The organism is Roseomonas sp. WA12 (assembly GCF_054165765.1).
Window position 1 is genome coordinate 460,170 of sequence record NZ_CM135108.1, and the last position, 26,759, is coordinate 486,928.

Genomic DNA, 26,759 nt, shown 5'->3' on the forward strand with positions numbered 1-26,759 from the left:
CTGCAAGGGACCCGGCCTGCAAGAAAGCCGGGGCAGGGAAGGGGCCGCAGGTACCGCCCCGGCTTATCTCTCGGTTAGGGACTCGCCCCGTACCCTCCCGCGCATCTGACGAAGGAGCCGTCCGAAGCCATGCGCGCGTTCCAAAACCTTTCTGTCGCCTGCAAGCTGGGCGCCAGCGCCGGGCTGACGCTCACCCTCCTCGGCGGTCTTGTCGGCCTGGTCTGGTTCGAGCTGAGGGATGTGGCGCAGCAGCAGGATGCCCTCGGCGGCGCCGCACGGGTGCTTTCCCTGGTCGAGCAGGCGGGCAGCCGAGCCGCCCACGCCCCGGTGGACGAAAGCGACCTCGCCACAGCGCAGACACTGCCCGCCGCCCAGGCCGCCGCGCGGGAGGGCCGCACCTCTCTCTCGGCCGCGCGGGACCTGGCCGGCGAAGCCGCCCGGACCACCGCTCTGCCCGCGGCCCGCAGCGCCGCCGAGGCCGCCATCCCCGCCACCCGCGCCTACGAAACCGCCATCGGCCGGATGCTGGACTCGCGCACCCGCATGATCGAGGCGCGGGACGACCGGCTCTACCGCCTCAACTCCGAGTTCGACCAGGCGATGGAGGCGGTGCTCGGTGCCCTTGAGTTCGAGGTGCCCGACCGCGCCCAGGTGGACGAGGTCCGCAGCCGCGTCATGGCCTTCAGCAACGCCGTGAACGAGGCCCGACTGGGCGTGCAACGATTCCTCGTCACGGGGGAGGACACCCAGGCCCGCCGCGTGCGCCGTGCGCTGGCCCAGCAGCGCGTCCATCTGCGCGGCGTGCAATCCTACGCCCTGTCCGACCGGCTGAAGGACGATGTCGGCCGCATCGGCACCCTGGCCAACGGCCTGGCCGAAGCCTCGGAGACCATCCTCGCCACCATCGCCGAACTCGCGAAGATCCGTACCGAGGAGGCCGAGCCCGCCGCCGCCGCCGTCCGCGCCGCCTTCGCCGAGGCGAACCGCCTGCTGGGCGAGGACGCCGCCCAGCGCCGCACCGAGGTCGAGAGCGCGCTGCAGGATGTCGAGAGCTTCACCCTCTGGATCGGCGGCGCCGTCGCCCTCATCCTGCTCGCTTCCGCCTGGGCCAGCGCACGCTCCATCGGCGCCCCGCTCCGCCGCGCTGCCGGCCGCGTCCGCGCCATCGCCTCCGGCGACACCGCCCCGGGCGGTGCTGTCGAAGCTCGTGACGGGACCTACCGTGACGAGACCGGCCGCATCGCCGCCGCCCTGGATGAACTGCGCGGCACCGTTGGCCGCGCCTTCGCCCAGGCCCAGATGATCGAGCAGATGCCGCTCGGCCTGATGATGGCCGACCCCTCCCTCAAGGTGGTTCACGCCAATGCCGAGATGGGCGAGGTTCTCGCCCGGCTGGGCGTGACCGAGTCCGTGGTGGGCCGCGCCGTGGAGGACCTCCCGCTCCCGGGCCTGTCCGCCCTCCGCGCCACCATCGCCGACTCTGCCGCCCTGCCGCACCGCACCCGCCTGCGCATGGGCCAGGAGGTGGTGGACCTGCAGGTCAGCGCCATCACCGACAGCGCCGGCACCTTCTCCGGCCCGATGCTGACCTGGCGTCTCGCCACCGAGGAAGCCCGCCTGGCCGACACCTTCGAGGCCGAGGTCGGCGCCGTGGTCGACAACCTGGCCACCCAGGCCGACCAGCTCCGCCACGCCGCCAGCAGCGTGCACGGCACGGCCGACCGCTCTGGCCGCGAGGCCGCCCAGGTCGCCGACGCTGCCGCCCGCGCCAGCGGCGAGGTTGGGGCGGTGGCCGCCGCCGCCGAGGAGATGGCTGCCTCCATCACCGAGATCACCCGCCGCGTGGCCGAGGCCGCCGAGGTCGCCGCCCAGGCCGTCTCCGAGGCCCGCGCCACGGACAACACGGTCCGCGGCCTCTCCGACAGCGCCGCCCGCATCGGCGACGTGGTCCGCCTCATCGGCGACATTGCCGGCCAGACCAACCTGCTGGCGCTGAACGCCACCATCGAGGCCGCCCGTGCCGGCGAGGCCGGCCGCGGCTTCGCGGTTGTCGCCTCCGAGGTGAAGACCCTCGCCGCCCAGACCGCCAAGGCGACCGAGGAGATCTCCAACCAGATCCAGCAGATGCAGTCCGCCACGTCAGGCGCCGTGGAGGCCATCCGCGGCATCGGCGAGACGGTGGAGCGCACCAGCGGCATCGCGACCGCCATCGCCGCCGCGGTGGAGCAGCAGGGCGCGACGACGCGGGAGATCGCCCGCAGCGCCGCCCAGGTGGCCGGCGGCACCGATACGGTGAACCAGGCCATCGGCGGCGTCCGTGCCGCCGCCGAGGAGGCGGGCAGCGCCGCCGGTGGCATGCTTGCCGCCACCGAGGCCCTGGCCGGGCAGACCGTCATTCTCCGTGAGAAGTCCGCCAGCTTCCTGCGCGCCGTCCGCGCTGCCTGACGGGGGAGCAGTCATTCAGCGGCCCCGGCTTGCGAAGCCGGGGCCGCCAACCCTATCTCCGAGGCGTGTTCCCGAAGGCCAGTCCCGGCGGAGGGTGTCGGGAGAAGTTCAGATGGCTCATCGGATCGCGGTTGCCGGCGCCACCGGCCAGCTCGGGCGCGAAATCATCAAGACCCTGGCGGAACGGGGTTTCCCCACCGCCTCCCTCGCCGCCCTGGCCACCGGCCGCGCGGTGGGCGGCTCGCTTTCTTTCGGGGACCGGGATCTCGTCGTCGGTGCCGTTGAGCGGCACGATCTCTCCACCACCGACCTCCTCTTCCTCGCCCCCGGCACGCCCAACCCCAACACCCTGGCCCGTAAGGCCGTGGCCGAGGGTTGCTTGGTGGTGGACGCCACCGGCGCAGGCGACCCCGACGCCCCGGTGGTTGTCCCCGAGGTAAATCCCGGCGTCCTGGCCGCCAACCCGAAGGTCGTGGCCTCCCCCGTCGCCGGCGCCATCCTGCTCGCCATGGCGCTGCACCCGCTGCAGGCGATGGCCGGGCTGGTCCGGGTGGTCGCCACCTCCCTCCAGCCCGTCTCCGGCGCCGGCAAGGACGCGATGGACGAGCTGTTCAGCCAGACCCGCGGCGTCTTCGTGAACGACGAGGCTACCCCCGAGCAGTTCACCAAGCCCATCGCCTTCAACCTCATCCCCCATATCGGCGACTTCGGCGAGAACGGCCTGACCGAGGAGGAGGAGGCGATCGCCGAGGACACCGCCCGCCTGCTCGGCGACAACATCACGGTCGCCGCCACCTGCGTCCGCGTCCCCGTCTTCATTGGGCACTGCCTGGCCGTCCACGCCGTTTTCAACAGCCCGATCGACGAGGCCGAGGCGCGCGAGACCCTCCGTGCCGCCCCCGGTCTTACCCTGCTCGACCGGCGCGACGACGCCGGCTACGTCACGCCGCTTGAAACGGTGGGGGAGGACCCCGTCTTCGTCTCCCGCTTCCGCCCCGACGCCACCGTCCCGAACGGAATCGCCCTCTGGTGCGCCGGCGACAACCTTCGCAAGGGCGGCGCGCTGAACGCCGTCCAGATCGCCGAGGAGCTGTCCCGCCGGGGCGCCCTGCGCGGTTGACCCCGGATGCGCCCCGGCGCAGGAACCGCGTTGTAACAAAGGCCTGGGCCGCCTAGCGCCCGCCCACTTGCGATCCCTTCGCAATGCGTTGATTTCGCGCGATTGACGCTTTGCGGTGCCGCACCATAAAAGCGCCACAGCCGCGCGCGGACCCGCTCGCGCCCGGCGAGAATGCAGGACGCCGCATGGCCAAATCCCACGACGCGCGCGAGGCCATCATGGTCGGCCGCCGCACGGACGGCACGCTGATCCGCCGGCCGCTCTCCCCGCATCTGCAGGTCTACGACATGCTGCAGATGACCAGCGCGCTCTCCATCATGCACCGCATCACCGGCAGTGCCTGGGCGATCGGCCTGGTCTTCTTCGTCTGGTGGCTCGCGGCCGCCGCGGCGGGGCCGGAGTCCTATGCGACCGTGCAGTGGTTCATGGGCAGCATTGTCGGCGTGGTCGTGCTCTTCGGCATCACCGCGGTCGCTTGGTACCACGTCCTCGCCGGTGTCCGGCACCTCATGTGGGACTACGGCTACGGCTACGACATCCCGACGACCTATCGCACGGGCTGGATGGTTATCATCGGTACCGGCGTGCTCACGGTCCTCACCTGGATCGTCGCCGTCGTCGCCTGGGCCTCGTAGGGAAGGGCACACCCATGGCTGAGCATCAGACCCGCCTTCAGACCCCGCTGGGCCGCGTCCGCGGCCACGGCTCCGCCAAGGGTGGCACCCACCACTGGTGGATGCAGCGCGTCACCTCCCTGGTGATGCTGCCCCTGTTCATCTGGTTCGCCTTCTCCGTCGCGGCCCATGCCGGCGCGCCCTGGGAGGTGATGTCCGAGTGGATTGGCCGCCCCTTCAATGCCATCCTGCTCATCCTGCTGGCGGGCATCGGCTTCTACCACACCGCCAACGGCCTTCAGGTGGTGGTGGAGGACTACATCCGCCCCGAGCGCTCGGCGATGCTGTCCATCCTGGCCATCAAGTCCGTCTGCACCCTGCTCGGCCTGCTGGCCGCACTCTCCGTCCTGCGGTTGGCCATTTGATGCGCGCCGCGCGGCCTCTCCCTACCGGCCGCGCGGAGCCCACCCATATGTATTCCGTTCGTTCCGGCACGCCGCGCTCCGCCGGGCGGGGAGGGGAAGCCCGCCGTCCCGACGCCCCGCTCCGCGCCCCTTCGGGCAACCTCTGCTTCGCCCGGGCGGATAAACTGCCAGCCGCCCACCACGCCCTCACGGGCGATACCCCCCGCGCCCTTCAGGGCGCCACCCTCCGCCCCACCTGGGGCGACGAGACACGCGCCCAAGGCGGCGCCAGGACCAACGAGAGCCCGCGATGAACGCCATCAGCCAGCCTCCGCGCCCCGGGATCAACGGCGGCGCCTACCGCATTGTGGACCACACCTATGACGTGGTCGTCGTCGGCGCCGGCGGCGCCGGCCTGCGTGCCACCTTCGGCATGGGTGCGGCCGGTCTCAAGACCGCCTGCATCACCAAGGTCTTCCCCACCCGCTCCCACACCGTGGCCGCCCAGGGCGGCGTCGGCGCGGCCCTCGGCAACATGGGCGAGGACGACTGGCGCTGGCACATGTACGACACCGTGAAGGGGTCGGACTGGCTCGGCGACCAGGACGCCATCGAGTACATGTGCCGCGAGGCCGTGCCCGCGATCATCGAGCTTGAGCATTTCGGCGTGCCCTTCTCGCGCACCGAGGACGGCAAGATCTACCAGCGCCCCTTCGGCGGCCACATGCAGGATTACGGCAAGACCCCTGCCATGCGCGCCTGCGCCGCGGCGGACCGCACCGGCCATGCCATCCTGCACACGCTCTACCAGCAGTCGCTGAAGCACCAGTGCGAGTTCTTCGTCGAGTACATCGCCCTCGACCTCATCATGGATGAGGACGGCGCCTGCCGCGGCGTCATGGCCTGGAACCTGGAAGACGGCTCCATCCACCGCTTCCGCGCCCAGAACACCGTGATGGCGACCGGCGGCTTCGGCCGCGCCTGGTTCTCCTGCACCTCCGCCCACACCTGCACCGGCGACGGCAACGGCATGGTGCTGCGCGCCGGCCTGCCCCTGCAGGACAACGAGTTCGTGCAGTTCCACCCCACCGGCATCTACGGTTCCGGCTGCCTCGTGACCGAGGGCGCCCGCGGTGAGGGCGGCTATCTGACGAACTCCGAGGGCGAGCGCTTCATGGAGCGCTACGCACCGACGGCGAAGGACCTCGCCTCCCGCGACGTCGTCTCGCGCGCCATGTCGATGGAGATCCGCGAGGGCCGCGGCGTCGGCCCGCAGAAGGATCACATCCACCTTCATCTCGAGCATCTCGGCGCCGAGCTGCTGCACGAGCGCCTGCCCGGCATCTCCGAGACGGCGAAGATCTTCGCGGGCGTGGACGTGACGAAGGAGCCGATCCCGATGCTCCCGACCGTCCACTACAACATGGGCGGCATCCCCACGAACATCCACTGCGAGGTACTGCGCCCCACAGCGACGAACCAGGATGCCACCGTCCCCGGCCTCATGGCCGTCGGCGAGGCCGCCTGCGTCTCCGTCCACGGCGCCAACCGCCTCGGCACCAACTCGCTGCTGGACCTGGTGGTGTTCGGCCGCGCCGCCGCCCTTCGCGCCGCCGAGACGATCAAGCCCGGTGTCACCCAGGCCCCGCTGCCCGAGGGCGCCGGCGAGAACGCCCTCGCGCGCCTCGACCGCGTTCGCTACGCCAACGGCAGCACCTCCGTCCCCAGCCTCCGCGTGGACATGCAGCGCACCATGCAGGCCCATGCCGCCGTCTTCCGCACCTCCGAGCTGCTGAAGGAGGGCGTGGAGAAGATGGACAAGGTGGCGCAGGGCTACAGCGACATCCGCATCGCCGATCGCAGCCTCATCTGGAACAGCGACCTCGTCGAGGCGCTGGAGCTGGACAACCTCATCGGCAACGCGCTCACGACAGTCGTCGGCGCCGAGGCCCGGCATGAGTCCCGTGGCGCCCACGCGCATGAGGACTACCCCGAGCGCGACGACAAGGACTGGATGAAGCACACGCTCGCCTGGGTGAACGACCAGTACAAGGTCCGCCTCGACTATCGCGACGTGAAGATGCGCACCCTCACGAACGAGGTGCAGGTCTTCCCGCCGAAGGCGCGCGTCTACTAGCGCGCGCCCCCGACACCTCTCCCCTTCGTTCTGTCGCGCGACGATCGCCTCCGGCGATCGCGCTCTTGGAAGCCCCGGAACCCATGGCGACCTTCACCCTCCCGAAGAACAGCACGGTCGGCACTGGCAAGACCTACAGGGCCGAAGCCGGCGCCACGAATGTGCGCTCCTTCAAGATCTATCGCTGGGATCCGGACACGGGCGAGAACCCGCGGATGGATACCTACGAGCTCGATCTCGACAAGTGCGGGCCGATGGTCCTGGACGCGCTCATCCAGATCAAGAACACCGTCGACACCACGCTCACCTTCCGGCGCTCCTGCCGCGAGGGCATCTGCGGCTCCTGCTCGATGAACATCGACGGGCTGAACACCCTTGCCTGCCTCAAGCCCATCGAGGACGTGGTCGGCGACGTGCGCATCAACCCGCTGCCGCATATGCCGGTGGTGAAGGACCTGGTGCCGGATCTTTCCCAGATCTACGCCCAGCTCACCTCGATCCAGCCCTGGCTGAAGTCCGACACCGCCCCGCCGCCGGACAGCGAGCGCCTGCAGTCCAAGGAGGAGCGTGCCAAGCTCGACGGGCTGTGGGAGTGCATCCTCTGCTTCTGCTGCACCACCGCTTGCCCCTCCTACTGGTGGAACGGTGACCGTTATCTCGGCCCGGCTGTCCTGCTCCAGGCCTATCGCTGGATCGCCGACAGCCGCGACGAAGCCACCGGTGATCGTCTGGACCAGCTGCAGGATCCGTTCCGCCTGTACCGCTGCCATACCATCATGAACTGCTCGCGCACCTGCCCGAAGGGCCTCAACCCCGCCGAGGCCATCGGCAACATCAAGGTGATGCTGGCCGAACGCGAGGGCTGATCCGCACTCGAGGGCTCTGCCCTCGACCCACCAGGGGCCTGAGGCCCCTGGACCCTATTGGGCTGCAGCGGCCCCATCCTGCCTTTGCAGTCGCCTCGGGTCTCCGACCCGAGGCGGGCCGTCAGCGAAGCAAAACCACCGCTAAAAGAAGATGATGGTGAGGGTCCCGGGGAGAGGAAGAATTCCTTCTTCCTTTCCCCGGTGCCACAAGCACCGCCCATGCCCCTGAACGCCGCCATCATCGGCGCCGGCCCTGCCGGCCTCGCCGCCGCCGAACTCCTCTCGGATGCCGGCGTCGCGGTCACGATCCTCGACCGCATGCCCAGCCCGGCCCGCAAGTTCCTCATGGCCGGCCGCGGCGGCCTCAACCTCACCCACACCGAGCCGCTCGAAACCCTCCTCGCCCGCTACGGACAAGCCCGCCCGCGCCTGGAACCCGCCATCCGCGCCTTCCCGCCCGAGGCCATCCGCAGCTGGGCCGACGCCCTCGGCGCCGAGACCTTCGCCGGCACCAGCGGCCGCGTCTTCCCCCGCGCCATGAAGGCCGCCCCGCTGCTACGCGCCTGGCTCACCCGCCTCTCCGCCCGAGGTGTCACCCTGCTCTCTCGCCACGGCTGGACCGGCTGGGACAACAACGGCGCGCTCACCTTCACCCGCCCCGGCGACGAACCCCTCCACCTCACCCCCGACACCACCCTCCTCGCGATGGGCGGCGCTTCCTGGCCCCGCCTCGGCTCCGACGGCGGCTGGGCCCCCATCCTCGAAGCGCGCGGCGTCGCCCTGGCCCCCTTTGCCCCGGCAAACTCCGGCCTGCTGATCGACTGGACCGCCCATCTACGCGATCGCTTCGCCGGTACCCCGCTCAAGCGCATCGCCCTGACCTTCGCCGGCCGCACCGTCCGCGGGGAGGCGATCATCACCACCAAGGGCCTGGAAGGCGGCGCCGCCTACGCCCTTTCCGCCGCGATCCGTGACGAGGTGGCGTCAAAAGGCGAGGCCATCGTCACCCTGGACCTCCGCCCCGACATGACCGCCGAGGAAGTCTCTCGCCGGATGGCACTTCCCCGCCGCGGGCAGTCCCTCTCCAACCACCTCCGCCGACAGCTCACCCTGCCCCCCGCCGCTATCGCCCTGCTTCGCGAAGGCGAGGACCAGCCGGAGAGCGCCATCAAAACCCTCGCCCTCCGCGTCACCGGAGTGGCCGGCCTGGACCGCGCCATTTCCTCCGCCGGCGGCGTCCGCTGGGAGGAGCTGGACGAGCACTTTGCCCTGCGGAAACTCCCCAACACCTTTGCCGCCGGCGAAATGCTGGACTGGGAGGCCCCCACCGGCGGCCACCTCCTCACCGCCTGCCTCGCCACCGGCCGGGCAGCGGCCCAGGGAATGCTGCGCGGCCGCTAGGCGACCCCCGCCCCCTTCAGGAAGTCCAGCATTAGCGTCCACCCCGCCTTGGCCGGCTCCTCACGGTAGCTCGGCCGGTAATCCGCGTGGAATCCGTGCGGTGCCCCCGGATAGACCACCAGCGTGAAGCGCTTCCCCGCCTCCCGCATTTGCGTCTCCATCGTCCGCAGCCCTTCCACGGGGATCCCCGTATCCGCCTCTCCATACAGGCCGAGGATCGGGCAGCGCACATCCGCCGCCATGTCGAGCGGCACGCGCGGGGTCAGCGCGCTCGCCTGCCCCGCCACCGGCCCGTACCAGGCCACCCCCGCTTTCAGCTTGGGATTGTGCGTCGAATACGCCCACACATTCCGCCCGCCGCGGCAGAACCCGATGACCGCCAGCTTTTCCGCGCTGCCGCCATCCGAGGCCGCCCAGGCGCAGGTCGCATCCAGGTCCCGGAACAGTTCGTCATCCGGCTTCCGCATCGCGATCGCGGCCGCCGAAGCCACGTCCGGCGCGCTCGCCGGATCGCCCTGCCGCACGTAGTAATCCGGCGCCACCGCCAGATATCCTTCCCGCGCCAGCCGCCGGCACACATCCTTGATGTACTCGTGCAACCCGAAGATCTCCTGGCACACCACCACCACGGGCCAGTCCCGCCCGCTCGTCGGCCGTGCCCGATAACCGGCGATCGACCGATCCCCTGCCGGGATTGCCACATCCCCCGCCACCAGCCCGTCGGTGGAAGTCCGCACAATCGTCTGCGCCATCACCGGCCCGGCCGCGAGCGTGTAGCCCGCCGCTACGCCAACCCCTCCTACAAACCCGCGCCGCCCCAGGCGCTCGAACACGGACGGCGAGATCATCTCGTCGGCGGGCGGGGCATCGGGCAGGCGGTCCATGGCGGGCTCCTCGGATTGATTCGCCCGAAGCCTACACGCAGAACCGAGAGGAAGAACGAATCCTCCCTCCCAGGTCCCACGCGCGCACCCTCAGATCGCGAAGTTCAAAGGCTCGCTGGACGGCCGCTGCAGCCCCGTCGCCTGCGCCCGCCGCAGCAGGTCTTCCAGCGTCAGCCCTTCCAGCCGCTCCCGCAGCACCTCGTCCAACTCCGCCCAGAGCGGCAGGACCACCCCGGCATGCAGCGCCCCCGAGAGATCGCTGCCTCCATCCGTCCCCTCTGCCACTGCCGCCACCGCTTCGGAGAGGCGGATATCCCGCGGCCGCCGCCCGAGCCGATACCCGCCGCGTGGCCCGCGCACCCCCTCCAGCAGCCCGGCACGCGACAGAGCCTGGAACACCGGCTCAATTCCCCGCCGTGCTGCGCCCAGCCGTTCCGCGACTTCCGCTCCGCCTGCCACCGGTCCGCTGGCCCCACGCCCGGCATGAAAGGCCACGTCCAACAGCACGGAAATGGCGGTCAGCGCGCGATCCTGGCGGAGAAGGCGAAGGGGCTGTTGCATGCCCTGTATCTACGCACAATCGGCGTGGATATCCAGGCCCGGCGCGCGCCTAAGGCCGGGCGGGTGGACAACCGCCCGCACCTGTCCGCCTTCGCCAGGATGCCAAGCCGGTCTAGCTTCGGCACCGCCGGCCCGGCGCCGGAACAAGGATGCCCATGTCCCCGATCATCGACAGCATCGCGGCGCTCGAAGCGCTTTACGGCGTCCCCGGCGATGCCTCCACGGTGAAGGAGGTGCCGGTCATCACGCCCGAATACCGCGCGATGATCGATGTCTCCCCCTTCGCCGCCCTCGCCACCTCTGGCCCCGAGGGGCTGGACTGCTCCCCCCGCGGTGACCGCCCGGGCGAGCTCGTTCGCGTCGCCGACGACCGCACGCTCCTCATGCCCGACCGTCGCGGCAACAACCGCGTGGACAGCCTGCGCAACATCATCCGCGACCCCCGCGTGGCGCTGATGTTCCTTATCCCCGGCCACGGCAACGCGCTGCGCGTGAACGGCCGCGCACATCTCTCTGTGGAACCCGCGCTGCTGGAAAGCTTCGCCGTCGAGGGTAAGCCGCCCCGCAGCGTCATCGTGGTGTCCGTGGAAACCGTCTATTTCCAATGCGCCCGCGCTGTGATCCGCGCCCGCCTCTGGGACCCCGAGGCCCGGATCGCCCCCGGCACCCTGCCCACCCCAGGCCGCATCCTGGCCGCCCTCAGCGAGGGCACAGTCGGTGGCGAACCCTACGATTCCACCTGGGCGGCCCGAGCAAAGGAAACCATGTGGTAGCCGGTTCCCGCCCCAGCCGGGGCGGGAACGCGCCTAGACCGCCGCGCGCAGCCCCGGCGCGCAGTCGGACCCGCGTAGCAGAACCAGCCGCGCAACCCGCGCCGCTTCGGCCGGGTCCGGAAAGGTCGCCCCCTCCAGATCCTCCAGCACCGGATCTGTCGCCAGGAAGATCCAGTCCGCCTCGCGCGCCACGGCAACGCCGACGAAGCGCCCCTCCACGCTGATCGGCCGGGAGGCCAGCACGGTCACAGCCCCCCAAGGGCGCGCAGCAGCGCCCGCTCGATATCGGACTGGCGCGGCGGCGCCGGGGTGCGGGGAAACAGCCGCGCAAGGAAGGCGCGGAGAACATTCGCGGTGCGGGTCATGGTCGGTCTCCTGGCCCTGGGGCCTGGAAGGGGAGGGGGAAAAGGAGGAGGGCAGGGGCGCTCAGCGCCGACAGCGCTCCACGATCCCCGTCGCCCCCATCCGCTCGGGACGTCCTGGCATGCCTCCATAATTCAACGCGCGATCGCCGTTGGTCAACGAAATGGAACGATCGAAATCTGTCCCATTCCTGGCATAAACCTGTCGCCGGGCGTGGCATCTGCGATGGACGCCATCCCACCCCCGCGGGATAACCACCTCATGCCCGCCCCCTCATCGCCTGCCCGGCCGGAACAGCCCGCCAACCCCCCGCGCGGCCGCACTTATGCCAGCGTGCTCGAGGCCGTCGGCTCCACCCCCCTCGTCCGCCTCCCCCGCCTGGAAGCCGCCGAGAACCTGCCCGCCCGCCTCGCCCTGAAGCTCGAATTCTTCAACCCGCTCGGCTCCGTGAAGGACCGCATTGGCCTTGCCATGGTCGAGGACGCCGAGCGCGCCGGCCTCATCCGCCCCGGTGAGTCCACCCTCGTCGAGCCCACCTCCGGCAACACCGGCATCGCCCTGGCCTTCGTCGCCGCCGCCAAGGGCTACCGCCTGGTCGTCGTCATGCCCGACGGCGCCAGCGAGGAGCGCCGCAAGATGATGGCCCTCCTCGGCGCCGAACTCGTCCAGACCCCCGCGAAACGCGGCATGGCCGGCGCTATCGAACGCGCCGAGGCCCTCGTTGCCGGAACCCCCGGCGCCTGGATGCCCCGCCAGTTCGACAACCCTGCCAACCCCGACATCCACGCCGCCACCACGGCCGAGGAAATCTGGGCCGACACGGCGGGAGAGGTGGACGCCATCATCGGCGGCGTCGGCACCGGCGGCACGCTCACCGGCATCGCCCGCGCCCTCAAGCCCCGCCGCCCCGGCCTCCGCATGATCGCGGTGGAACCCGCCGAATCCGCCGTCCTCTCCGGCGACGAACCCGGCCCGCACGACATCCAGGGCATCGGCGCCGGCTTCCGCCCGCAGGTGCTGGAGCTGGACCAGATGGACGCCGTCCTCCGCGTCTCCGAGCGCGAGGCCATCGCCGCCGCCCGCCGCTGCGCGCGGGAGGAGGGCATCCCCATCGGCATCTCGTCGGGTGCCATGCTCCACGCCGCCCTCGGCATCGCGCGCGACCCCGCCATGGCCGGAAAGCTCGTGGTCGGCATCGCCGCCAGCTTCGCCGAGCGTTACCTCTCGACGGAGCTCTTCGCCGGGCTCTGATCCACCAGGGAAAAGGTCACCGCGTGCCAAGTTTGCAGGCCTGGGCGATGATGGCGCTGATCCGCGCCACGGGGATGAAGCGCAAGGCCCGGGACACCGCCAGCTTTCCGGGCAACGTGGCCCTAATGCAGTCCCGCGGCCCCGCCGCGCCCGGCCGCCGGCGCGAACGCCGCCTCCGCATCACGGAAGAGAGCTTCGCCGGCCGCCCCGTCATCACCGTTGCCCCCAAGGGCACTCCCAGCCGCCACCACATCCTCTACCTGCACGGTGGCGCCTATGTCTTCGACCTGCTGGACGTCCACTGGCGCGGCATCGAGGGCCTGATCGCCCGCACCGGCGCCACGGTCACCATCCCCCTCTACCCTCTCGCGCCCCGCCACTGCTGGGCGGACGCCTTCGCCATGCTCCGCCCCCTCCACGCAGACCTCGCCGCCCGGCACGGCGCCAGGAACATCACCGTTGCAGGGGATTCCGCCGGCGGCGGCCTGACCCTCGCCCTCACCCAGCAACTCCGAGACGCCGGCGAGCCCATGCCCGCCCGCCTCGTCCTCTTCTCCCCCTGGCTCGACATCGCCACCGACGACCCCGGCGTACTGGCCATCGAACCGCGCGATCCCATGCTCGCCACCCCCGCAGCCCAAATGGCCGCCCGTTGGTGGGCCCGCGACCTTGCCCTGGACGACCCCCGCGTAAGCCCCCTTTACGGCAGCCTCGCCGGCCTGCCCCCAATGGCGGTCTTCACTGGCACCCGCGACATGCTGAACCCCGACTCCCGCCGCCTGCGCGACAAGGCGGCAGGGGAGGGGGCCGACCTCCGCTTCCACGAATACGACGGGCTGTTCCATGTCTGGATGTGCCTGCCGATCCCCGAGGCCCGCCAGGCCCTGGACGAGACGGCGGCCTTCATCGCGGGCGGCCCCGGGTGAGGCGTCGCCTCCCCCAGACCCCCTCCACCAGGAAACTGAGTTTCCTGGACCTTCCATCTGTTTTCACGCGGCACGCCGAGGGGCCACGGCCCTCGGCGCCGAACACGGCGCGAGGGACATCCGCCCCCAGCACCGCCCTCGATCACTGAAATCCACAAAAACCGATCGCGGGGTCCGGGAAGCCCGGTGGCTCCCCGGTGCAGGCGAAACCTAGCTTTCGCCCTGCGTCTGGAAAGCAACGCCTCCCAGAAGCCGCGCGCGAAAACAGCGGCGCTCAGGCCGCCGCCCGCTGCGTCCCCGCCAACTCCCGCCCGAGGAAGGTGGCGATCGCCCCCGGCCCCGACCGATCCGTCCCCGCCAGCCCGGCCGCCGCCTCGGCATCCGGATTGTAGTTCGTGTTGGTGTTCACGTCGTAGGTGAACACCTGGCCCTCCGGCGTGCGGATGAACTCGATCCCCGCCACCTCCACGCCATTCGCCGCCAGGAACCCCTCCAGCCGCGCCTGCTGGCCCGCATCGATCCCCTCCGGGATCACGCGGAACCGCGGCCCTGCGGCCACGGGCGCCTCGCCCACCGGGCAGGCCGCATCGCCGATCGCGACGGAGGGCGCCGGCACCTCGCACACATCCGCCGGGCACAGCTCGAAGCCCGAAGAGGTGTCCACCTCCACTGCATAGAGGAACCGCCCGCCCACGAACTCCGCCCGCGTGATGAAGGGCCGCGCCGCGCGCACGTAATCCTGCAGCAGCCACAGCCCGTCTGCCGGCAGTTCATCCTCCGGCGCATCCGCCAGGAAGGCGGCGAGCGCATCCGTGTCGGCGAACAGCCGCACCCCCAGCCCCTTGCCGCCCCGGTTCGGCTTCAGGATCAGCGGCGCCGCGCCGTAGCGCTTGCGCGCCGCCGCCACCACGTCATCCGCCTCGCCCCGCACCACTACCGTGCCAGGAACGGCGATCCCCGCCGCCTCCAGCGCCGCGTACTGCCGCGCCTTGCTGATCTCGAGGTCCAGCGCCCGCGGCCCGTTCACCACCCGCCGCCCGAACCGCTCCAACCAGGCCAGCACCGCTGCCGTCAGCTCCGCGGAATACCGGTGCCCGCGCGTGTGAGAGGAGGCCGACATCCGGTTGTAGAAAACCCCCTCCGGCGGCGGCTGGGAGAGATCGAAGGCACCCGAGGACAGGTTCCACTCCGCCCAGGGCAGCCCGCGCGCGTCAAAGGCGCGTGCCAGCGGCGGCAGCCATTCCGGGTTCTCGTGAATCACGTGGATCTTGGACATCAGGGGGACTCCGGCTCGCGGCTGCGATGTGGGTCCGCAGATAATCCGATCAAGAACCGTGCGAAAGCCATTTCCACGCGAACGCCGCAACCTCGGCCGCTCAGTGCGGCACCAACAACCAGCCTGGCCATGGCGGAAAACTTCGGGACGGCACAACCGCCTTAGGGGCATCAGCGCCGGGGTTTCGTCGTCCGGCATCCTCGTCCTGGCCTGAACCCGGCCGCTTCACGGCTCGGAAGCGGCTGAGCGGTCCCCCACCGGCCAGCCGGCAAGCGCCTGCTCCGCGACCGCTTGCAGAACCTCCCGTGGAGACCCCGCCTTCGCCTGCACGGACAGCCCGTGCGCCACCGCCGTCACCAGCGCCGCCAGGGTCTCGCTGCTCGCCGTCTCCGGAAGATCCCCCTCGGCCTTCCCCCGCTCGAACCGCTCCCGCAGCGCGGCCTCGCCCGTTGCCCGATAGGCGATCAGGGCTTGGCGGATCGGCTCGGACTCGTCGGAGCCCGCAAGAGCGCCGTTGACGCCGAAGCAGCCCGTCCGGTCCGGAAAGCGCGTCGTGAGCTCGACGGCACCGCGTAGGAAGTGCGCGGCCACCTCGCGCGCCGTGGGCTGCCCGAGTGCCTCCGGCACATAGCCGACATACTGCTCGCCATAGCGGGCTAGGGCGCGGCGAAACAGCGCCTCCTTGTTGCCAAAGGCGGCATAGAGCGAGGGCCGCTCGACCCCTGTCGCCTCCGTCAGGTCCGCATAGGAGGTGCCCTCGTAACCCTTCCGCCAGAACACGCACACCGCCGCGTCCAGCGCCTTCTCCACGGAGAACTCGCGATGGCGTCCCATCAGTCCCGCCGCCCTTTTTTCATAACGAACATTACTAAGCCGCTTGACAGCCTTTGTCCAGATTTCATACCAATCGGTATAGTAACGCACGTTACGGAAATCCGGGCCTTCTGGCCCACCAGGACCAGGCGATGCCCTGGCCCGACAACGAAAGGCTTCCCATGCTGGATACACTCAAGGGCAAGACCGTCCTGATTACCGGCGGCTCGCGCGGCCTCGGTGCCGCAACGGCACAGGCCTTCGCCGAGCGCGGCGCCGATGTCGCCATCAGCTACGCCGCCTCGGCCGAGAAGGCGGAAGCCGTCGTCGCGAAGCTGAAGGCGAAGGGCGTCCGCGCCATCGCCATCCGCAGCGACCAGGCCGATCTCTCCTCCGCCCGCCCGCTGATCGACCGGGTCATCGCCGAGTTCGGCAGGCTCGACATCCTCGTCAACAACGCAGGCATCGCCATACAGGGCCAGCTCGTCGATGACCCCACGCTCGACGAGGCAAAGTACAATCGCCAGTGGCAGGTGAACGTCATGGGCACCATCGCCAACACGCGCGCAGCCGCGCCGAAGCTGACCGATGGCGGCCGCATCATCTTCGTCGGCTCCCTGCTCGGCTCCTACGTGCCCTTCCCGGGCGTTGCCGACTACACCGGCACGAAATGGGCGCTCGCCGGTTACGCGAAGGGCATCGCGCGCGACCTCGGCCCGCGCAACATCACCGTCAACGTCGTGCAGCCCGGCATCATGCCGACCGACATGGCCGCCGATGTTTCGGGCGAGCTGCCGAACCGCGACGCCATCCTCGACATGCACCCGATCCGCCGCATTGCGACGCTTGAGGAGGTAGCGGACACCATCTGCTTCCTCGCCGGCCCGTCCGCCGGCTACATCAACGGGGAAGCCATCAACATCGCCGGCGGCTTTGGCATCTGAATGCTGGAAGGGGGGCCGCGACCGCAGCGATGCGGCCGCGGCCCCAGCCCTCCGCGCCTCGCAGGCGTTGAGGGCCCACCTACAGCCCCGCCCAGCGCAGCAGCACCATCGCCGCCACGCCCACCACGATCGACACCCCGAAATTCCCCCAGCGCGCATGCGCCGCCGCGCAGGGCACGCTCGCCAGGGCCGCCGCCAGATCCTGCTTCGACAAGGCCAGCGCCACATAGGCCGCGAACAACGGCGCCGGCAGGTTCTTCAGCAGCGCATCCAGAAGGGGCGGCGTCCGCACCACCCGCAACACCGCATACCCCCCGGCCCGGCACAGATAGGTGACCAGCCCCATCGCCAGGATCGCCAGCGTCACATCCAGCCGAAGAGTCACCGCCTCACCCCCGCCCGGCGCAGGTCCTGCCACGCCCCCAGCCCAGCCCCGGCAAACGCCCCTGCCAGCAAGGGCACCGGCGCCGGCAACCGCAAGGCCTGCGCCCCCAGTGCCACCGCCGCCGCCAGCACCCAGGGCGGCACATCCCGCCGCGCATCCCGCCAGAGCGCCGCGAGAATCGCCACGAAGCTCGCCGTCGCCGCGAAGAACAGCGGGTGATCCGCCGGCAGCGCGACCACCGACCCCATGACATGCCCGGCCCCGGCCGCCAGCACCCAGCCGAACCAGGTGAACACCCCCAGCCCGAACAGAAACCCCGCATCCCGCCCGCCCGCGCGGTTCTCCGCCACGGCCAGCGCAAAGGAATGATCGACCGTCACGAACAGCGACCCCCAGAGCCGCCAACCCTTCAGATGATCCAGCCAGAAGGACAGCGCCGCCCCCAACGGCACCATGCGGATGTTCACCACCAGCGCGGCCACCGCCACGGCCAGGATGTCCACCGGCTCCGTCCACAGCTCCAGCGCCAGCAACTGCGACGCCCCGGCGAACACCACGCCGCTCATCAGCAGCGTCTCGGCCAGGCTCAACCCCCGCCCGAGCGAGATTACCCCCACCACCAGCCCGAAGGGAATGATCCCGAGCAGCAACGGCACGCCCTGCCGCACGCCGCGCCAAACCCCGGCCGAGGTGAAGGAAACCCGCATACCCGCCCTATAGGCCGGGCAGGGGGCCTGCACCATGCACCCTTGCCGCACCCGAACCGCCGGCCCCATACGGCGCCCGCGCGGAGATCCCGGCGGAGACACCATGGTCCTCGATTTCGTCACCATCGCCTTCGCGGCGGACCTGCCCCTCCTCCGCCTCCAGGCCCGCTCCCTCGTCCGCTACCTCGATCCCGCCGCCCTCGGCCAGATCATCCTCATCGGCAACGAACCGCGCGACCCGACATTCGCCACCCGCCTCGCCGCCGAGATCACCCCCGAATACGGCCCGCTCGCCCCCCGCCTCCGCATCCTTCCCGGCGAGGAACTGAACGCCTTCCGCGGTGCCCCCCGTGCCGGCAATGGCTGGCGCCGCCAGCAGGCCCTCAAGCTCGAAGCCCACCGCCTCGTCCAGACTCCCGCCTACGTCACCCTGGACTGCAAGAACCACCTCATCCGCCCCACGGACACGGCCGCCTTTGCCGATGAGACCGGCCGCCTCCGCCTCCTCCCGCGCACCGCCCAGCCCGGCCATCTCGAAGCCTTCGACCTCTTCGGTACCCCACCCGAGAGCCGCCCGGAGACGATGTTCCACATCATCACCCCCTTCGCCCTCCACACCGCCGAGGTGGCCGCCATGGACGCCGCCCTCCGCGCCCGCCACGGCTTCGGCTCCTCGGACGCCATCCTCGCCGACACCGGCCCGAACGTCGCCGAGTACCGCCTCTACTGCGCCCACCTCGTCGCGGCGCACGGCAACTGGGACGCGCTGCACAGCTTCGCGCATGTCCCCTTCACCACCTTCTTCGCGCGCGAGGACCGGATCGAACCCTTCCTCCGCCGCGTGGACAGCGAAGTCACCCGCGGCATGGGCGTCCACCGCCGAACCGCATGGTCCCCGCCCGAGGTGAAGGCCGCTATCATCCAACGCTGGCTTACCTTCGGCCTCATCGCCAGCACGGCCGAAGGCGAGGCCATCCTCACCCCGCCACCCGGCAGCACCCGCCCGGCCTGAGCTGGTCCGCGCGAACCTCGGAGCCTTGCAGGGCGGGTGCCGGGTGTGGTCCGTGCCGCGCATTATCGCGCTTTTCGGCAGGACAGGATGACCGATGACGCCCCTGGATGAGATCGTCGCCCTCGTCGAAGGTCGGATCTCGCTCCCGGCCTTCATGCGGAAGCTGGAGCAGGACCAGGCCCTCCAGGCCGTTCTGGAGGAAGACATCACTCTCCGGCCCTATACCAACAACGGGAACCTGCTCCTCTACGTCCTGCAGCAGGACCCCTCCGCGCTGAAGGCGCAGATCAACACCCGCGACGCCCTGTCCCAGTTCCTGCTCGCCAAAGGCACGACCCATGCCGCCGATAAGGGCGCGGAACATCTCCACCACATCATTCTCAGCCAGACGCCTGACTGGCTCGATCTGCCGAACTCCTTCGTCAGGCGGCTCACCGACAAGGCAGCCGGCCTCCCTGACAGGAAATCCGTCGCGAAGATGGTCAAAGGCGAGATCGGGGCGTCGTTCCGATACTTGAGGAAGCCCCCGAAATGGCTTCAATCGCCGGCCTGGATCGTGGTGGACGAACGGCCGCTGGTGTTCGTCGGGCAGATGGACCTGGGCCGGCTCAAGCACGATGCGGCGCAAGTCTACCTGTTCTTCGATGAGGCCCGCGGCGAGATCCAGACCACCATCCAGGTCCAATGACCCATCGGCCACCACTGCGGCATGGACGTCTTTCTCATCTCACACGGCCATAACGACCGAGCACAAATGACCGCGGCCGCCCCGGCCATCACTGCGTCCACGGGGCGGTGCGGCAGCCGCGACAGTAGAGCACCATCCGGCCGCTGCCGGCACGGTCCAGCCAGCCTAGCCCGAACCGATCCAGCCGCCACGAACCGGCGCTGCCATCCGCGAACATTACCCGGCCGAGTACCGAGCATGGGGACTCCGGCAGGGTGTAATGAACTGCCGCTGCTTCCGCCTGCCGCGCGTTGCGGAAGAAACGCCGGACCTGCCGCTCGCTCAGCCGGAACCCGCGGCAGGACGCTCCGTCCGGATCCGTCCAGATTGCCACCCCCTGCTTCTCGATGCGCACGGAGGTGACTGGGGGCAGGCCCGTCGGACAGAGGGGCGGCTCGAATTCATCTCCCGCCGTGCAGGATCCTGCCGCCGCCAGCACGGTCATTCCCAGCCAAGCCGCCACAAGCGTCACCACACCCGGCACCCCTCCTATCGCTTTGAGATCGGACCATAATCACGCGCCCGGGTCATCGCGTTGATTCATGTAATGCCGAGATGCTGACCATTTGGCCGAGCGACGGCCGAAGGGGGATAACAATCCAACCCCCGAAGCCGCTGTGCCCGGTCTGCGCGGCCATACTCAACCTCCGTGCGGCAAGATACCGCGCGAGCCGCAGCAGAGGTGCAAAGCGGCTCACTCTGCCACAATGAGGAACGGATCGAGCAAACGGATTACCGCCGCGCCCTGAAGCACTTCTTCGAAGCCGCCGAAGGCCGGTCACGCATCTCCCGAACCATCCGGCTGGCATGGCCTTGGGCACGATGCAGAACATCGTCGCCAGCGGAACGCGCGGCGTTATCGCTCACCCGCACCGCCGAGACCGCCACCAGGCAACGCGAAGCGGTGTCCCGCCCCATACGCGCGCCCAACCCCGCCGGATCACCCCCGCCGGGCCTCGATAATCCGCGCCTCCGCCTCGGCAGGCTCCATATCCAGCGCCACCTCCGCCACCTCCCGCGGAAACCCCGCCCGCGCGAGCGACCCCATGGCCTTCATCCGCGCTGCCCGGGCCGCCTCCGCCTCCTCCGGCGGGCTCCGGTCGAACGGCCCCGCCCGCCGGCGCCGCAGATGCGCCAGCGCCGCCGTCACCTCATCTGTCCCCGCCTCCTCCAGCGTCCCGGAAGCGGTCTCCGCGCCCACCCCCTTCGCCGTCAGATGCGCCGCAATCGCCCGCTTGGACCGCCCGGCCCGCGAAAGCCGCCGTGTCCGCGCCGCGGCAAAGGCTGCGTCATCCACCGCCCCCGCCGCCACCATCTTCCGCGCCACCACACCCGCGGCCGCCCGCCCGGCCGCGACAATTGGCGCCACCACCTCCGCCACCATCCCCTCGCGCTCCGCCCGCTGCGCCCAGCGCGCCACCCGACGCTGCAGCACCCGCGTCAGCCCCGCCTCCGTCGCCGCGAACCGCGCCAGATGGTTCAGCGCCGCCTCATGCAGCCGCGCCTCCGTCGGCGCCGGCCCGGCCGAGGGCAGCCGGCGCTCCCGCTTCGCCCCACGTCCAGCTCCGCTCCCCTGGGGCGGCGCCCTTTTCGATCCGTCCTCGGCCATCCACCGACCCTGCCACGGCCACGCCGCCCAGGGGAGGGGCGAGGGGAGCGGCCGGACCGGAGAGGGGCGTCCCGCCGCAACCCCTCTCGCCCACCCCGCGTTCCCTGCCCACAGACAGGCAACTGTCTCAGGGAGACGCCGCATGACCATTCGTTCCACCAAGTCGAGCCTTCTGGGCCTGACCGCCGCCGCCGCGCTGCTTGCCGTGCCCGCCCTGGCCCAGACCCAGGCGCAGCCGCGCGACGGCGCCCCGGGCAACCCGCCCTCCACCGCGACCCAGCGCGCCGCCGACAGCGTCACCGGCAACCGCACCCCTGCCGATGGCACGCCCGGCAACCCGCCCGGCACCGCCCTCGGCCGCGCCGTGGACCGTGCCGGCGACAACGCGGCCGACGCCAATCGCCGCGCCGGTGATCCGCTGAACACCCAGAACCGCCCGGATGGCACCCCCGGCAACCCGCCCGGCACCGCCCTCGGCCGTGCCGTGGACCGCGCGACCGACGGCGCCGCCACGACCAACAACCGCGCCGGCGACCCGCTGAACACCCAGAACCGCCCGGACGGCACGCCCGGAAATCCCCCCGGCACCGCCCTCGGCCGCGCCGCCGACCGCGCGACCGACGGCACTGCCGATGCCAACCGCCGCGCCGGCGACCCCGCGAACGCCGAGAACCGCACCGATGGCACGCCCGGCAACCCGCCCGGCACCGTCGTGACCCGCGGCGTCGACCGCGCCCTCGGCACCAATCTCTCCGGCGCATTCCCGGAGAACGAGCGCACCAATGCCGACACCTCTGCCGGCGGCGGCTCGGGCGGCAACCAGGCCAGCACCACCGGCCGCTCCGCCCCCGGTGCGGGCGACCGCCGCAACGAGCCCGGCGCCACCAACGCCAACCCTGGCGCCATGGGCACCACCCAGGGCCCCAATGCCCGCCCGATGAGCGGCCAGGCGATGGACCGTAACGCTATCCAGGGCGGCAGCGCCCAGGGTAACCCGCAGCCCGGCGAGGTGAACCGCACCCCGCAGGGCGACCAGGCCCGCGCCGGCACCATGACTGTGCCGCTGCAGAACCAGGCCGCCGGCACTGCCCCGACCAACCCGCCCGCCGGCGCCTCGGCGACCAGCCCGGCCAACAGCCCCGCTGCCACGCCCCGCTCCGCCACCGCTGCCAACCCGGCCGCGACGGCGCCCATGGCCCAGACCGACCGCGTGAGCCGCATCATCGGCTCCAACGTCTACAACGAGCGCAACGAGTCCATCGGCTCGGTCGATGACGTGATCCTCGCCTCCGGCGGTTCCTCGCCCATGGCGATCGTCTCCGTCGGTGGCTTCCTCGGCATCGGCGCCAAGCTCGTGGCCGTCCCGATGTCCGAGCTCCGCTGGTCCGCCGCTGACAATCGCTGGACCATCACCGGTGCCACGCGGGAGAGCCTGACCTCGCTCCCCGCCTATTCCTACGACGCCGCCCGCCGGGGCTGATCAAACCGCCCTGGGCCTGACCCAGGAAGCGGACAGGGAGGGGCCTGGATGCGAGAGCATCCGGGCCCTTTCCATACCCGCCTGACACCCGTCGTTTTGCCCTGCGTCACCCAGATGTCACACGAAGCAAAGATGGCGCAGTGCATCAAGGAACCAAGCTGAAATTCCGGCGTTGCCCCTGCAGGTCCCGCAAGCCATGCGGAACCAGAACAACCCGACCGGAGAAAGCATCGAGATGCTGTCCACCACCTTCCGCGCTGCCGCGCTGGTTCTCGCCCTCGGCGGCCTCTCCGCCTGCGCCAACGACCGCACCGACCCGCCGGGCACCGTGACCTCGCGCGCCAATGACCGCGCCGGCGACCCGCTGAACGTCAACAACACGCCCGACGGCACCCGCGGCAACCCGCCCGGCACCGTTGTCTCCCGCGCCAACGAGCGCGCTGGTGACCCGCTGAACACCGCCGGCCGCCCCGACTGCACCCCCGGCAACCCGCCCGGCACGGCCGTGAGCCGCAGCCTCGGCACGACGGACCCGAGCGACTGCGCCCCGCGCCGCAGCACGCGCCGCTCGCAGGCCCGCCGCTCGCAGAGCCGCGCGACGCCCGCCCGCGCCGCCGTGCCCGCGAACTCCTCGGCCGGTGGTGAGGCCGGTCTCGGCTCCGCCGCGACCCCGACCCCGGGCAACGCGTTCAGCACCCAGGGCCGCTGAACCCGATCGGCCCGGCAGTTGCCGGGCCGATCACGAAAGGAGGCGCCGCGATCCTGCGGCGCCTTTTTTTGTGCGCCGCTTCCCTGCATCCTTTGACCCCGCACCCCCTTTCGGCCATCTTCGCCTGCCACCCGCCCGGCGCCGCGACACCCGCTTCGCCCGCGGGTCCTAAGGAGGGCCGCGCCGCGTGATCCCCCCCCTGATGCCGAACTACAACCGTGCCGACCTCGTCTTCGAGCGGGGTGAGGGCGCCTGGCTGTGGGATGCGCAGGGTCGACGATTCCTCGACTTTGGCGCCGGGATCGCCACCAGCAGCCTCGGCCATGCCCACCCGCATCTCGTCTCCGCCATCGCGGAGCAGGCGGGCCGCGTGATGCACACCTCCAACCTGTATCGCGTGCCGCAGGCCGAGCGCCTCGCCGCACGGCTGGTGGAGGCCACGCCCTTTGCGGACAGCGTGTACTTCTCGAACTCGGGCGCCGAGGCGAACGAGGCAATGGTGAAGGCGGTGCGGAAGTACCACGCCGCCAACGGCCGTCCCGAGCGCTACCGCACCATCTGCTTCGAGGGCGCCTTCCACGGCCGCACGCTCGCGATGATCTCCGCGACGGGCAACCCGAAATACCTGGAGGGCTTCGGCCCTGCTGTGGACGGGTTCGACCACGTCCCCTTCGGCAACATGAACGCCGTGCGCCAGGCGATCACGAAGGAAACGGCCGCGATCATGATCGAGCCGATCCAGGGTGAGGGCGGCGTACGGCCCGCCGACATCCGCTTCCTGCAGGAGCTGCGCGCGACCTGCGACGAGTTCGGGCTGCTGCTCGCGCTCGACGAGGTGCAGACCGGCGTCGGGCGTTCCGGCAAACTCTGGGCCCATCAGTGGGCCGGGATCGAACCGGACGTCATGTCCTCGGCCAAGGGTATCGGCGGCGGCTTCCCGCTCGGCGCCACGCTGGCCCGCGAGAAGGTGGCGGAGCATCTGAAGCCCGGTACGCATGGCAGCACCTATGGCGGCGGGCCGGTGGCTTGCGCGGCCGGTAACGCGGTGCTGGACGTGATCCTGGCTCCGGGCTTCCTCGATGGGGTCGATCGCGTGGCGCGCCATCTCTGGCGCGGCATGCAGGAGCTGGCGACGCGCCACCCCAAGGTGGTGCTGGGCGTGCAGGGGGCCGGGCTACTGCTCGGCCTGCGGCTGACGGATGCGGTCTCCAACACCGAGATGCAGGGCGCCGCGGTGGCGGAGGGCCTGCTGACCGTGGCGGCGGGGATGAACGTGCTGCGGGTCGCCCCGCCGCTCGTCATCACCGAGGCCGAGGCCGATGAGGCGCTGCGCCTGCTGGACCGCGCCTGCCTGCGGTTGACCCCGAGCGAGGCGAAGGCGGCCGCGAAGTGAGCGCTGCGCTCAAGACGGTGGAAGGGGGGCCCAAGGCTCCCCGCCACTTCCTCGAACTGATGGATCTCGACCCGGCGGCGCTGCGCCGCATGCTCGACCTCGGGACGCGCACCAAGCGCGGCGAGGTTGTCGGACAGCCGCTGGCGGGCAAGACCGTCGCGCTGATCTTCGAGAAGCCGAGCACCCGCACGCGGGTCTCCTTCGAGGTGGGCATCCGCCAGCTCGGCGGCTTCGTCACCACGCTGACCAGCAAGGACACGCAACTGGGCCGCGGCGAGACGCCGGCGGACACGGCGCGCGTGCTGTCCCGCTACGTCGACGCTATCGTGCTGCGTACCGACAACGTGCAGAAGATGCGCGAGCTGGCGGAATACGCGACCGTTCCCGTCATCAACGGGCTGACGGACGTCTCCCATCCCTGCCAGCTGATGGCCGATGTGATGACTTTCGAGGAGCATCGCGGCCCCATCGCAGGTCAGGTCGTGGCCTGGACGGGGGATGGCAATAACGTCGCCCAGTCCTTCATCCAGGCGGCGGCGCGCTTCAACTTCACGCTCCGCCTCGCCACACCCGCGCAGCTCGCCCCGCCTGCGGAACTGGTGGCCTGGGCGCGGGCTCAGGGCGCGAATGTCGAGCTGTTCACTGATCCGGCCGAGGCCGTGCGCGGCGCCCGCTGCGTGGTGACGGACACCTGGATCTCGATGAGCGACGAGAAGCGCGAGATCCGCAACCGCCACAACATGCTCGCTCCCTACCAGCTCAACGCCGCGCTAATGCGCCATGCGGCGCCGGACGCGCTGGTGATGCACTGCCTGCCCGCCCATCGCGGGGAGGAGATCACGGACGAGGTGATGGACGGGCCGCAGAGCGTTGTGTTCGACGAAGCGGAGAACCGGCTGCACGCCCAGAAGGGCGTGCTGCTCTGGGCCCTCGGGCTGGGCTGATCTGCCATGCCCTCTCCCTCCTGTAAGGGGGGAGGGGGCGCCCCTATCTAGGCCGGGTGCAAGACGTGACCCGCCCCTCCGAGACCCCCGATTTCCTCAACCATGAGCGCCCGCCGGTGCCTCAGACGGTGGTGCCGCGCGCCATCCTGCCCTTCTACCTGGAGGGCAAGCCCGTGCGCGGCCGTCTCGTGCGACTGGGCGCCCTCGCCGAGGCGCTGATCCCCCGCCACGGGCTGGGGGAGGACGTGTCGCGTCTCCTCGGCCAGTCGCTGGCGCTCACCGCCGGGCTGGCGGCGGCGCTGAAGTTCCGCGGCTCCTTCTCGCTACAGGCGAAGGGGGACGGGCCGGTCTCCATGCTGCTGGCCGACTGCACCGATGCCGGCGAGCTTCGTGGCTACGCGCGAGCCGAGGGCAGCCCGATGGGGGAGGCCGGGGCGCTGCTGGGCAAGGGCTATCTGGCTTTCACCTGTGATCAGGGGCCGGAGATGGAGCGCTACCAGGGCATTGTCGGCATCGAGGGCGAGACGCTGGCCGAGATGACGGACAGCTATTTCCAGACCTCCGAGCAGCTGCGGGCCTTCGTGCGCCTGGCCTGCCGCCGCACGCCTCAGGGCTGGCGGGCGACGGCCCTCATCCTGGAGCGCGTCGCGGCCGAGGGCGGCATCGACGGGTTGGCGGATGACGAGGCGGATGACGCCTGGCTGACGGCCACCACCCTTGCCTCCACCGTGAAGGAGGAGGAGCTGCTGGACGACGCGCTGGCGCCCGAGGAGGTGCTGCACCGGCTATTCCATGCCGAGGGGCTGCTGGTGGATCGCGCCCGCGCGCTCTCCTATGGTTGCCGGTGTTCCCGCGCGCGGCTGGCGGGGGTGCTGCAGGGCTTCCCGGAGAGCGACCTCGACGACATGGCCGAGGACGGGCTGATCATGATGAACTGCGAGTTCTGCAACGTCGCCTTCCGCTTCGACCGCACCGAGGTGAGGGGTGGCGCAGGCCGGGCCTGATCGGCTAACGC

The 26,759-nt window shown here is 70.8% G+C and carries 28 protein-coding genes; 19 read left to right on the forward strand and 9 right to left on the reverse strand.

The annotated features are described in order from the left end of the window. Positions 1-129 precede the first annotated feature (129 nt). The 8 genes from ACVBD7_RS02160 (at position 130) to ACVBD7_RS02195 (ending at position 8,987) form a co-directional block, all read left to right on the forward strand. A complete protein-coding gene (locus ACVBD7_RS02160) occupies positions 130-2,445 on the forward strand; it encodes a methyl-accepting chemotaxis protein (protein ID WP_458095884.1) in 2,316 nt (771 codons plus the stop codon). 112 nt (positions 2,446-2,557) lie between these two features. Further along, a complete protein-coding gene (locus ACVBD7_RS02165) occupies positions 2,558-3,565 on the forward strand; it encodes an aspartate-semialdehyde dehydrogenase (RefSeq protein ID WP_458095885.1) in 1,008 nt (335 codons plus the stop codon). 185 nt (positions 3,566-3,750) lie between these two features. Further along, a complete protein-coding gene (gene sdhC / locus ACVBD7_RS02170) occupies positions 3,751-4,200 on the forward strand; it encodes a succinate dehydrogenase, cytochrome b556 subunit (protein ID WP_458095886.1) in 450 nt (149 codons plus the stop codon). A 14-nt stretch (positions 4,201-4,214) separates the two neighbouring features. Continuing rightward, positions 4,215-4,604, forward strand: a complete 390-nt coding sequence (gene sdhD / locus ACVBD7_RS02175; RefSeq protein WP_458095887.1) for a succinate dehydrogenase, hydrophobic membrane anchor protein — start codon at positions 4,215-4,217, stop codon at positions 4,602-4,604. 47 nt (positions 4,605-4,651) lie between these two features. Continuing rightward, positions 4,652-4,897, forward strand: a complete 246-nt coding sequence (locus ACVBD7_RS02180; RefSeq protein ID WP_458095888.1) for a hypothetical protein — start codon at positions 4,652-4,654, stop codon at positions 4,895-4,897. Then, complete coding sequence (gene sdhA / locus ACVBD7_RS02185; protein WP_458095889.1) at positions 4,894-6,720, forward strand: succinate dehydrogenase flavoprotein subunit; 1,827 nt, start codon at positions 4,894-4,896, stop codon at positions 6,718-6,720. Before ACVBD7_RS02180 ends, sdhA begins: the two co-directional genes overlap by 4 nt. A gap of 83 nt (positions 6,721-6,803) precedes the next feature. After that, on the forward strand, positions 6,804-7,586 hold the full coding sequence (locus ACVBD7_RS02190; protein ID WP_458095890.1) for a succinate dehydrogenase iron-sulfur subunit: 783 nt from the start codon (positions 6,804-6,806) through the stop codon (positions 7,584-7,586). A gap of 219 nt (positions 7,587-7,805) precedes the next feature. Then, positions 7,806-8,987: a TIGR03862 family flavoprotein gene (locus tag ACVBD7_RS02195; RefSeq protein ID WP_458095891.1), complete on the forward strand. Its 1,182-nt coding sequence runs from the start codon at positions 7,806-7,808 to the stop codon at positions 8,985-8,987. Here ACVBD7_RS02195 and ACVBD7_RS02200 read toward each other — a convergent pair. Both ACVBD7_RS02200 and ACVBD7_RS02205 read right to left on the reverse strand, forming a co-directional pair. Further along, complete coding sequence (locus ACVBD7_RS02200) at positions 8,984-9,871, reverse strand: dienelactone hydrolase family protein (protein ID WP_458095892.1); 888 nt, start codon at positions 9,869-9,871, stop codon at positions 8,984-8,986. The genes ACVBD7_RS02195 and ACVBD7_RS02200 overlap by 4 nt on opposite strands. Before the next feature lie 90 nt (positions 9,872-9,961). Beyond that, positions 9,962-10,432, reverse strand: coding sequence for an RrF2 family transcriptional regulator (locus tag ACVBD7_RS02205; RefSeq protein WP_458095893.1), 471 nt, complete (start codon positions 10,430-10,432; stop codon positions 9,962-9,964). Positions 10,433-10,587: 155 nt separating this feature from the next. Here ACVBD7_RS02205 and ACVBD7_RS02210 point away from each other — a divergent pair, with 155 nt between their 5' ends. Continuing rightward, complete coding sequence (locus ACVBD7_RS02210; protein WP_458095894.1) at positions 10,588-11,205, forward strand: pyridoxamine 5'-phosphate oxidase family protein; 618 nt, start codon at positions 10,588-10,590, stop codon at positions 11,203-11,205. Positions 11,206-11,238: 33 nt separating this feature from the next. Here the strand turns inward: ACVBD7_RS02210 and ACVBD7_RS02215 are convergent, their stop codons facing one another. Continuing rightward, a complete protein-coding gene (locus tag ACVBD7_RS02215; RefSeq protein ID WP_458095895.1) occupies positions 11,239-11,448 on the reverse strand; it encodes a hypothetical protein in 210 nt (69 codons plus the stop codon). Positions 11,449-11,829: 381 nt separating this feature from the next. Here ACVBD7_RS02215 and cysK point away from each other — a divergent pair, with 381 nt between their 5' ends. Next, positions 11,830-12,819, forward strand: a complete 990-nt coding sequence (cysK, locus tag ACVBD7_RS02220; RefSeq protein WP_458095896.1) for a cysteine synthase A — start codon at positions 11,830-11,832, stop codon at positions 12,817-12,819. Between the two features lie 23 nt (positions 12,820-12,842). Next, entirely contained in the window at positions 12,843-13,745 is a 903-nt protein-coding gene (locus ACVBD7_RS02225; protein ID WP_458095897.1) for an alpha/beta hydrolase, read from the forward strand. A 274-nt stretch (positions 13,746-14,019) separates the two neighbouring features. Here ACVBD7_RS02225 and ACVBD7_RS02230 read toward each other — a convergent pair whose 3' ends face one another. Then, entirely contained in the window at positions 14,020-15,021 is a 1,002-nt protein-coding gene (locus tag ACVBD7_RS02230; protein ID WP_458095898.1) for an ATP-grasp domain-containing protein, read from the reverse strand. A 225-nt stretch (positions 15,022-15,246) separates the two neighbouring features. Beyond that, positions 15,247-15,855, reverse strand: a complete 609-nt coding sequence (locus ACVBD7_RS02235) for a TetR/AcrR family transcriptional regulator (protein ID WP_458095899.1) — start codon at positions 15,853-15,855, stop codon at positions 15,247-15,249. A 161-nt stretch (positions 15,856-16,016) separates the two neighbouring features. On the opposite strand from ACVBD7_RS02235, the gene ACVBD7_RS02240 reads away from it, so the two are divergent. Continuing rightward, complete coding sequence (locus ACVBD7_RS02240) at positions 16,017-16,778, forward strand: SDR family NAD(P)-dependent oxidoreductase (RefSeq protein WP_458095900.1); 762 nt, start codon at positions 16,017-16,019, stop codon at positions 16,776-16,778. 79 nt (positions 16,779-16,857) lie between these two features. Here the strand turns inward: ACVBD7_RS02240 and ACVBD7_RS02245 are convergent, their stop codons facing one another. Together ACVBD7_RS02245 and ACVBD7_RS02250 are read right to left on the reverse strand one after the other, a co-directional pair. After that, positions 16,858-17,163 (reverse strand): AzlD family protein, encoded by a 306-nt coding sequence (locus ACVBD7_RS02245; RefSeq protein ID WP_458095901.1) that lies wholly within the window; start codon positions 17,161-17,163, stop codon positions 16,858-16,860. Continuing rightward, a complete protein-coding gene (locus ACVBD7_RS02250) occupies positions 17,160-17,906 on the reverse strand; it encodes an AzlC family ABC transporter permease (protein ID WP_458095902.1) in 747 nt (248 codons plus the stop codon). The genes ACVBD7_RS02245 and ACVBD7_RS02250 overlap by 4 nt, the downstream gene beginning before the upstream one ends. 67 nt (positions 17,907-17,973) lie before the next feature. Here ACVBD7_RS02250 and ACVBD7_RS02255 point away from each other — a divergent pair, with 67 nt between their 5' ends. Both ACVBD7_RS02255 and ACVBD7_RS02260 read left to right on the forward strand, forming a co-directional pair. Next, positions 17,974-18,882 carry a DUF6492 family protein gene (locus ACVBD7_RS02255; protein WP_458095903.1) on the forward strand — a complete coding sequence of 303 codons (909 nt, stop codon included), beginning with the start codon at positions 17,974-17,976 and terminating at the stop codon, positions 18,880-18,882. A gap of 94 nt (positions 18,883-18,976) precedes the next feature. Further along, the gene (locus ACVBD7_RS02260; RefSeq protein ID WP_458095904.1) at positions 18,977-19,570 is read left to right on the forward strand and encodes a hypothetical protein; all 594 of its coding nucleotides are present in this window, start codon (positions 18,977-18,979) and stop codon (positions 19,568-19,570) included. An 88-nt stretch (positions 19,571-19,658) separates the two neighbouring features. Here the strand turns inward: ACVBD7_RS02260 and ACVBD7_RS02265 are convergent, their stop codons facing one another. Together ACVBD7_RS02265 and ACVBD7_RS02270 are read right to left on the reverse strand one after the other, a co-directional pair. Further along, the gene (locus ACVBD7_RS02265) at positions 19,659-20,084 is read right to left on the reverse strand and encodes a hypothetical protein (RefSeq protein WP_458095905.1); all 426 of its coding nucleotides are present in this window, start codon (positions 20,082-20,084) and stop codon (positions 19,659-19,661) included. Between the two features lie 465 nt (positions 20,085-20,549). Beyond that, entirely contained in the window at positions 20,550-21,218 is a 669-nt protein-coding gene (locus ACVBD7_RS02270) for a RecX family transcriptional regulator (RefSeq protein WP_458095906.1), read from the reverse strand. Between the two features lie 142 nt (positions 21,219-21,360). Here ACVBD7_RS02270 and ACVBD7_RS02275 point away from each other — a divergent pair, with 142 nt between their 5' ends. The 5 genes from ACVBD7_RS02275 (at position 21,361) to hslO (ending at position 26,748) form a co-directional block, all read left to right on the forward strand. Further along, positions 21,361-22,698 carry a PRC-barrel domain-containing protein gene (locus ACVBD7_RS02275; RefSeq protein ID WP_458095907.1) on the forward strand — a complete coding sequence of 446 codons (1,338 nt, stop codon included), beginning with the start codon at positions 21,361-21,363 and terminating at the stop codon, positions 22,696-22,698. A 172-nt stretch (positions 22,699-22,870) separates the two neighbouring features. Further along, positions 22,871-23,407 carry a hypothetical protein gene (locus ACVBD7_RS02280; protein ID WP_458095908.1) on the forward strand — a complete coding sequence of 179 codons (537 nt, stop codon included), beginning with the start codon at positions 22,871-22,873 and terminating at the stop codon, positions 23,405-23,407. Positions 23,408-23,594: 187 nt separating this feature from the next. After that, on the forward strand, positions 23,595-24,800 hold the full coding sequence (locus ACVBD7_RS02285; protein WP_458095909.1) for an acetylornithine transaminase: 1,206 nt from the start codon (positions 23,595-23,597) through the stop codon (positions 24,798-24,800). Beyond that, positions 24,797-25,744 carry an ornithine carbamoyltransferase gene (gene argF / locus ACVBD7_RS02290; protein ID WP_458095910.1) on the forward strand — a complete coding sequence of 316 codons (948 nt, stop codon included), beginning with the start codon at positions 24,797-24,799 and terminating at the stop codon, positions 25,742-25,744. The genes ACVBD7_RS02285 and argF overlap by 4 nt, the downstream gene beginning before the upstream one ends. Before the next feature lie 56 nt (positions 25,745-25,800). Next, complete coding sequence (hslO, locus tag ACVBD7_RS02295) at positions 25,801-26,748, forward strand: Hsp33 family molecular chaperone HslO (protein ID WP_458095911.1); 948 nt, start codon at positions 25,801-25,803, stop codon at positions 26,746-26,748. Positions 26,749-26,759: the final 11 nt, after the last annotated feature.

Coding starts and splice junctions, on each gene's coding strand:
- ACVBD7_RS02160 (WP_458095884.1), top strand. CDS start 130: ATGCGCGCGTTCCAAAACCTTTCTGTCGCCTGCAAGCTGGGCGCCAGC.
- ACVBD7_RS02165 (WP_458095885.1), top strand. CDS start 2,558: ATGGCTCATCGGATCGCGGTTGCCGGCGCCACCGGCCAGCTCGGGCGC.
- sdhC (WP_458095886.1), top strand. CDS start 3,751: ATGGCCAAATCCCACGACGCGCGCGAGGCCATCATGGTCGGCCGCCGC.
- sdhD (WP_458095887.1), top strand. CDS start 4,215: ATGGCTGAGCATCAGACCCGCCTTCAGACCCCGCTGGGCCGCGTCCGC.
- ACVBD7_RS02180 (WP_458095888.1), top strand. CDS start 4,652: ATGTATTCCGTTCGTTCCGGCACGCCGCGCTCCGCCGGGCGGGGAGGG.
- sdhA (WP_458095889.1), top strand. CDS start 4,894: ATGAACGCCATCAGCCAGCCTCCGCGCCCCGGGATCAACGGCGGCGCC.
- ACVBD7_RS02190 (WP_458095890.1), top strand. CDS start 6,804: ATGGCGACCTTCACCCTCCCGAAGAACAGCACGGTCGGCACTGGCAAG.
- ACVBD7_RS02195 (WP_458095891.1), top strand. CDS start 7,806: ATGCCCCTGAACGCCGCCATCATCGGCGCCGGCCCTGCCGGCCTCGCC.
- ACVBD7_RS02200 (WP_458095892.1), bottom strand. CDS start 9,871: ATGGACCGCCTGCCCGATGCCCCGCCCGCCGACGAGATGATCTCGCCG.
- ACVBD7_RS02205 (WP_458095893.1), bottom strand. CDS start 10,432: ATGCAACAGCCCCTTCGCCTTCTCCGCCAGGATCGCGCGCTGACCGCC.
- ACVBD7_RS02210 (WP_458095894.1), top strand. CDS start 10,588: ATGTCCCCGATCATCGACAGCATCGCGGCGCTCGAAGCGCTTTACGGC.
- cysK (WP_458095896.1), top strand. CDS start 11,830: ATGCCCGCCCCCTCATCGCCTGCCCGGCCGGAACAGCCCGCCAACCCC.
- ACVBD7_RS02230 (WP_458095898.1), bottom strand. CDS start 15,021: ATGTCCAAGATCCACGTGATTCACGAGAACCCGGAATGGCTGCCGCCG.
- ACVBD7_RS02235 (WP_458095899.1), bottom strand. CDS start 15,855: ATGGGACGCCATCGCGAGTTCTCCGTGGAGAAGGCGCTGGACGCGGCG.
- ACVBD7_RS02240 (WP_458095900.1), top strand. CDS start 16,017: ATGCTGGATACACTCAAGGGCAAGACCGTCCTGATTACCGGCGGCTCG.
- ACVBD7_RS02250 (WP_458095902.1), bottom strand. CDS start 17,906: ATGGTGCAGGCCCCCTGCCCGGCCTATAGGGCGGGTATGCGGGTTTCC.
- ACVBD7_RS02255 (WP_458095903.1), top strand. CDS start 17,974: ATGGTCCTCGATTTCGTCACCATCGCCTTCGCGGCGGACCTGCCCCTC.
- ACVBD7_RS02260 (WP_458095904.1), top strand. CDS start 18,977: ATGACGCCCCTGGATGAGATCGTCGCCCTCGTCGAAGGTCGGATCTCG.
- ACVBD7_RS02270 (WP_458095906.1), bottom strand. CDS start 21,218: ATGGCCGAGGACGGATCGAAAAGGGCGCCGCCCCAGGGGAGCGGAGCT.
- ACVBD7_RS02275 (WP_458095907.1), top strand. CDS start 21,361: ATGACCATTCGTTCCACCAAGTCGAGCCTTCTGGGCCTGACCGCCGCC.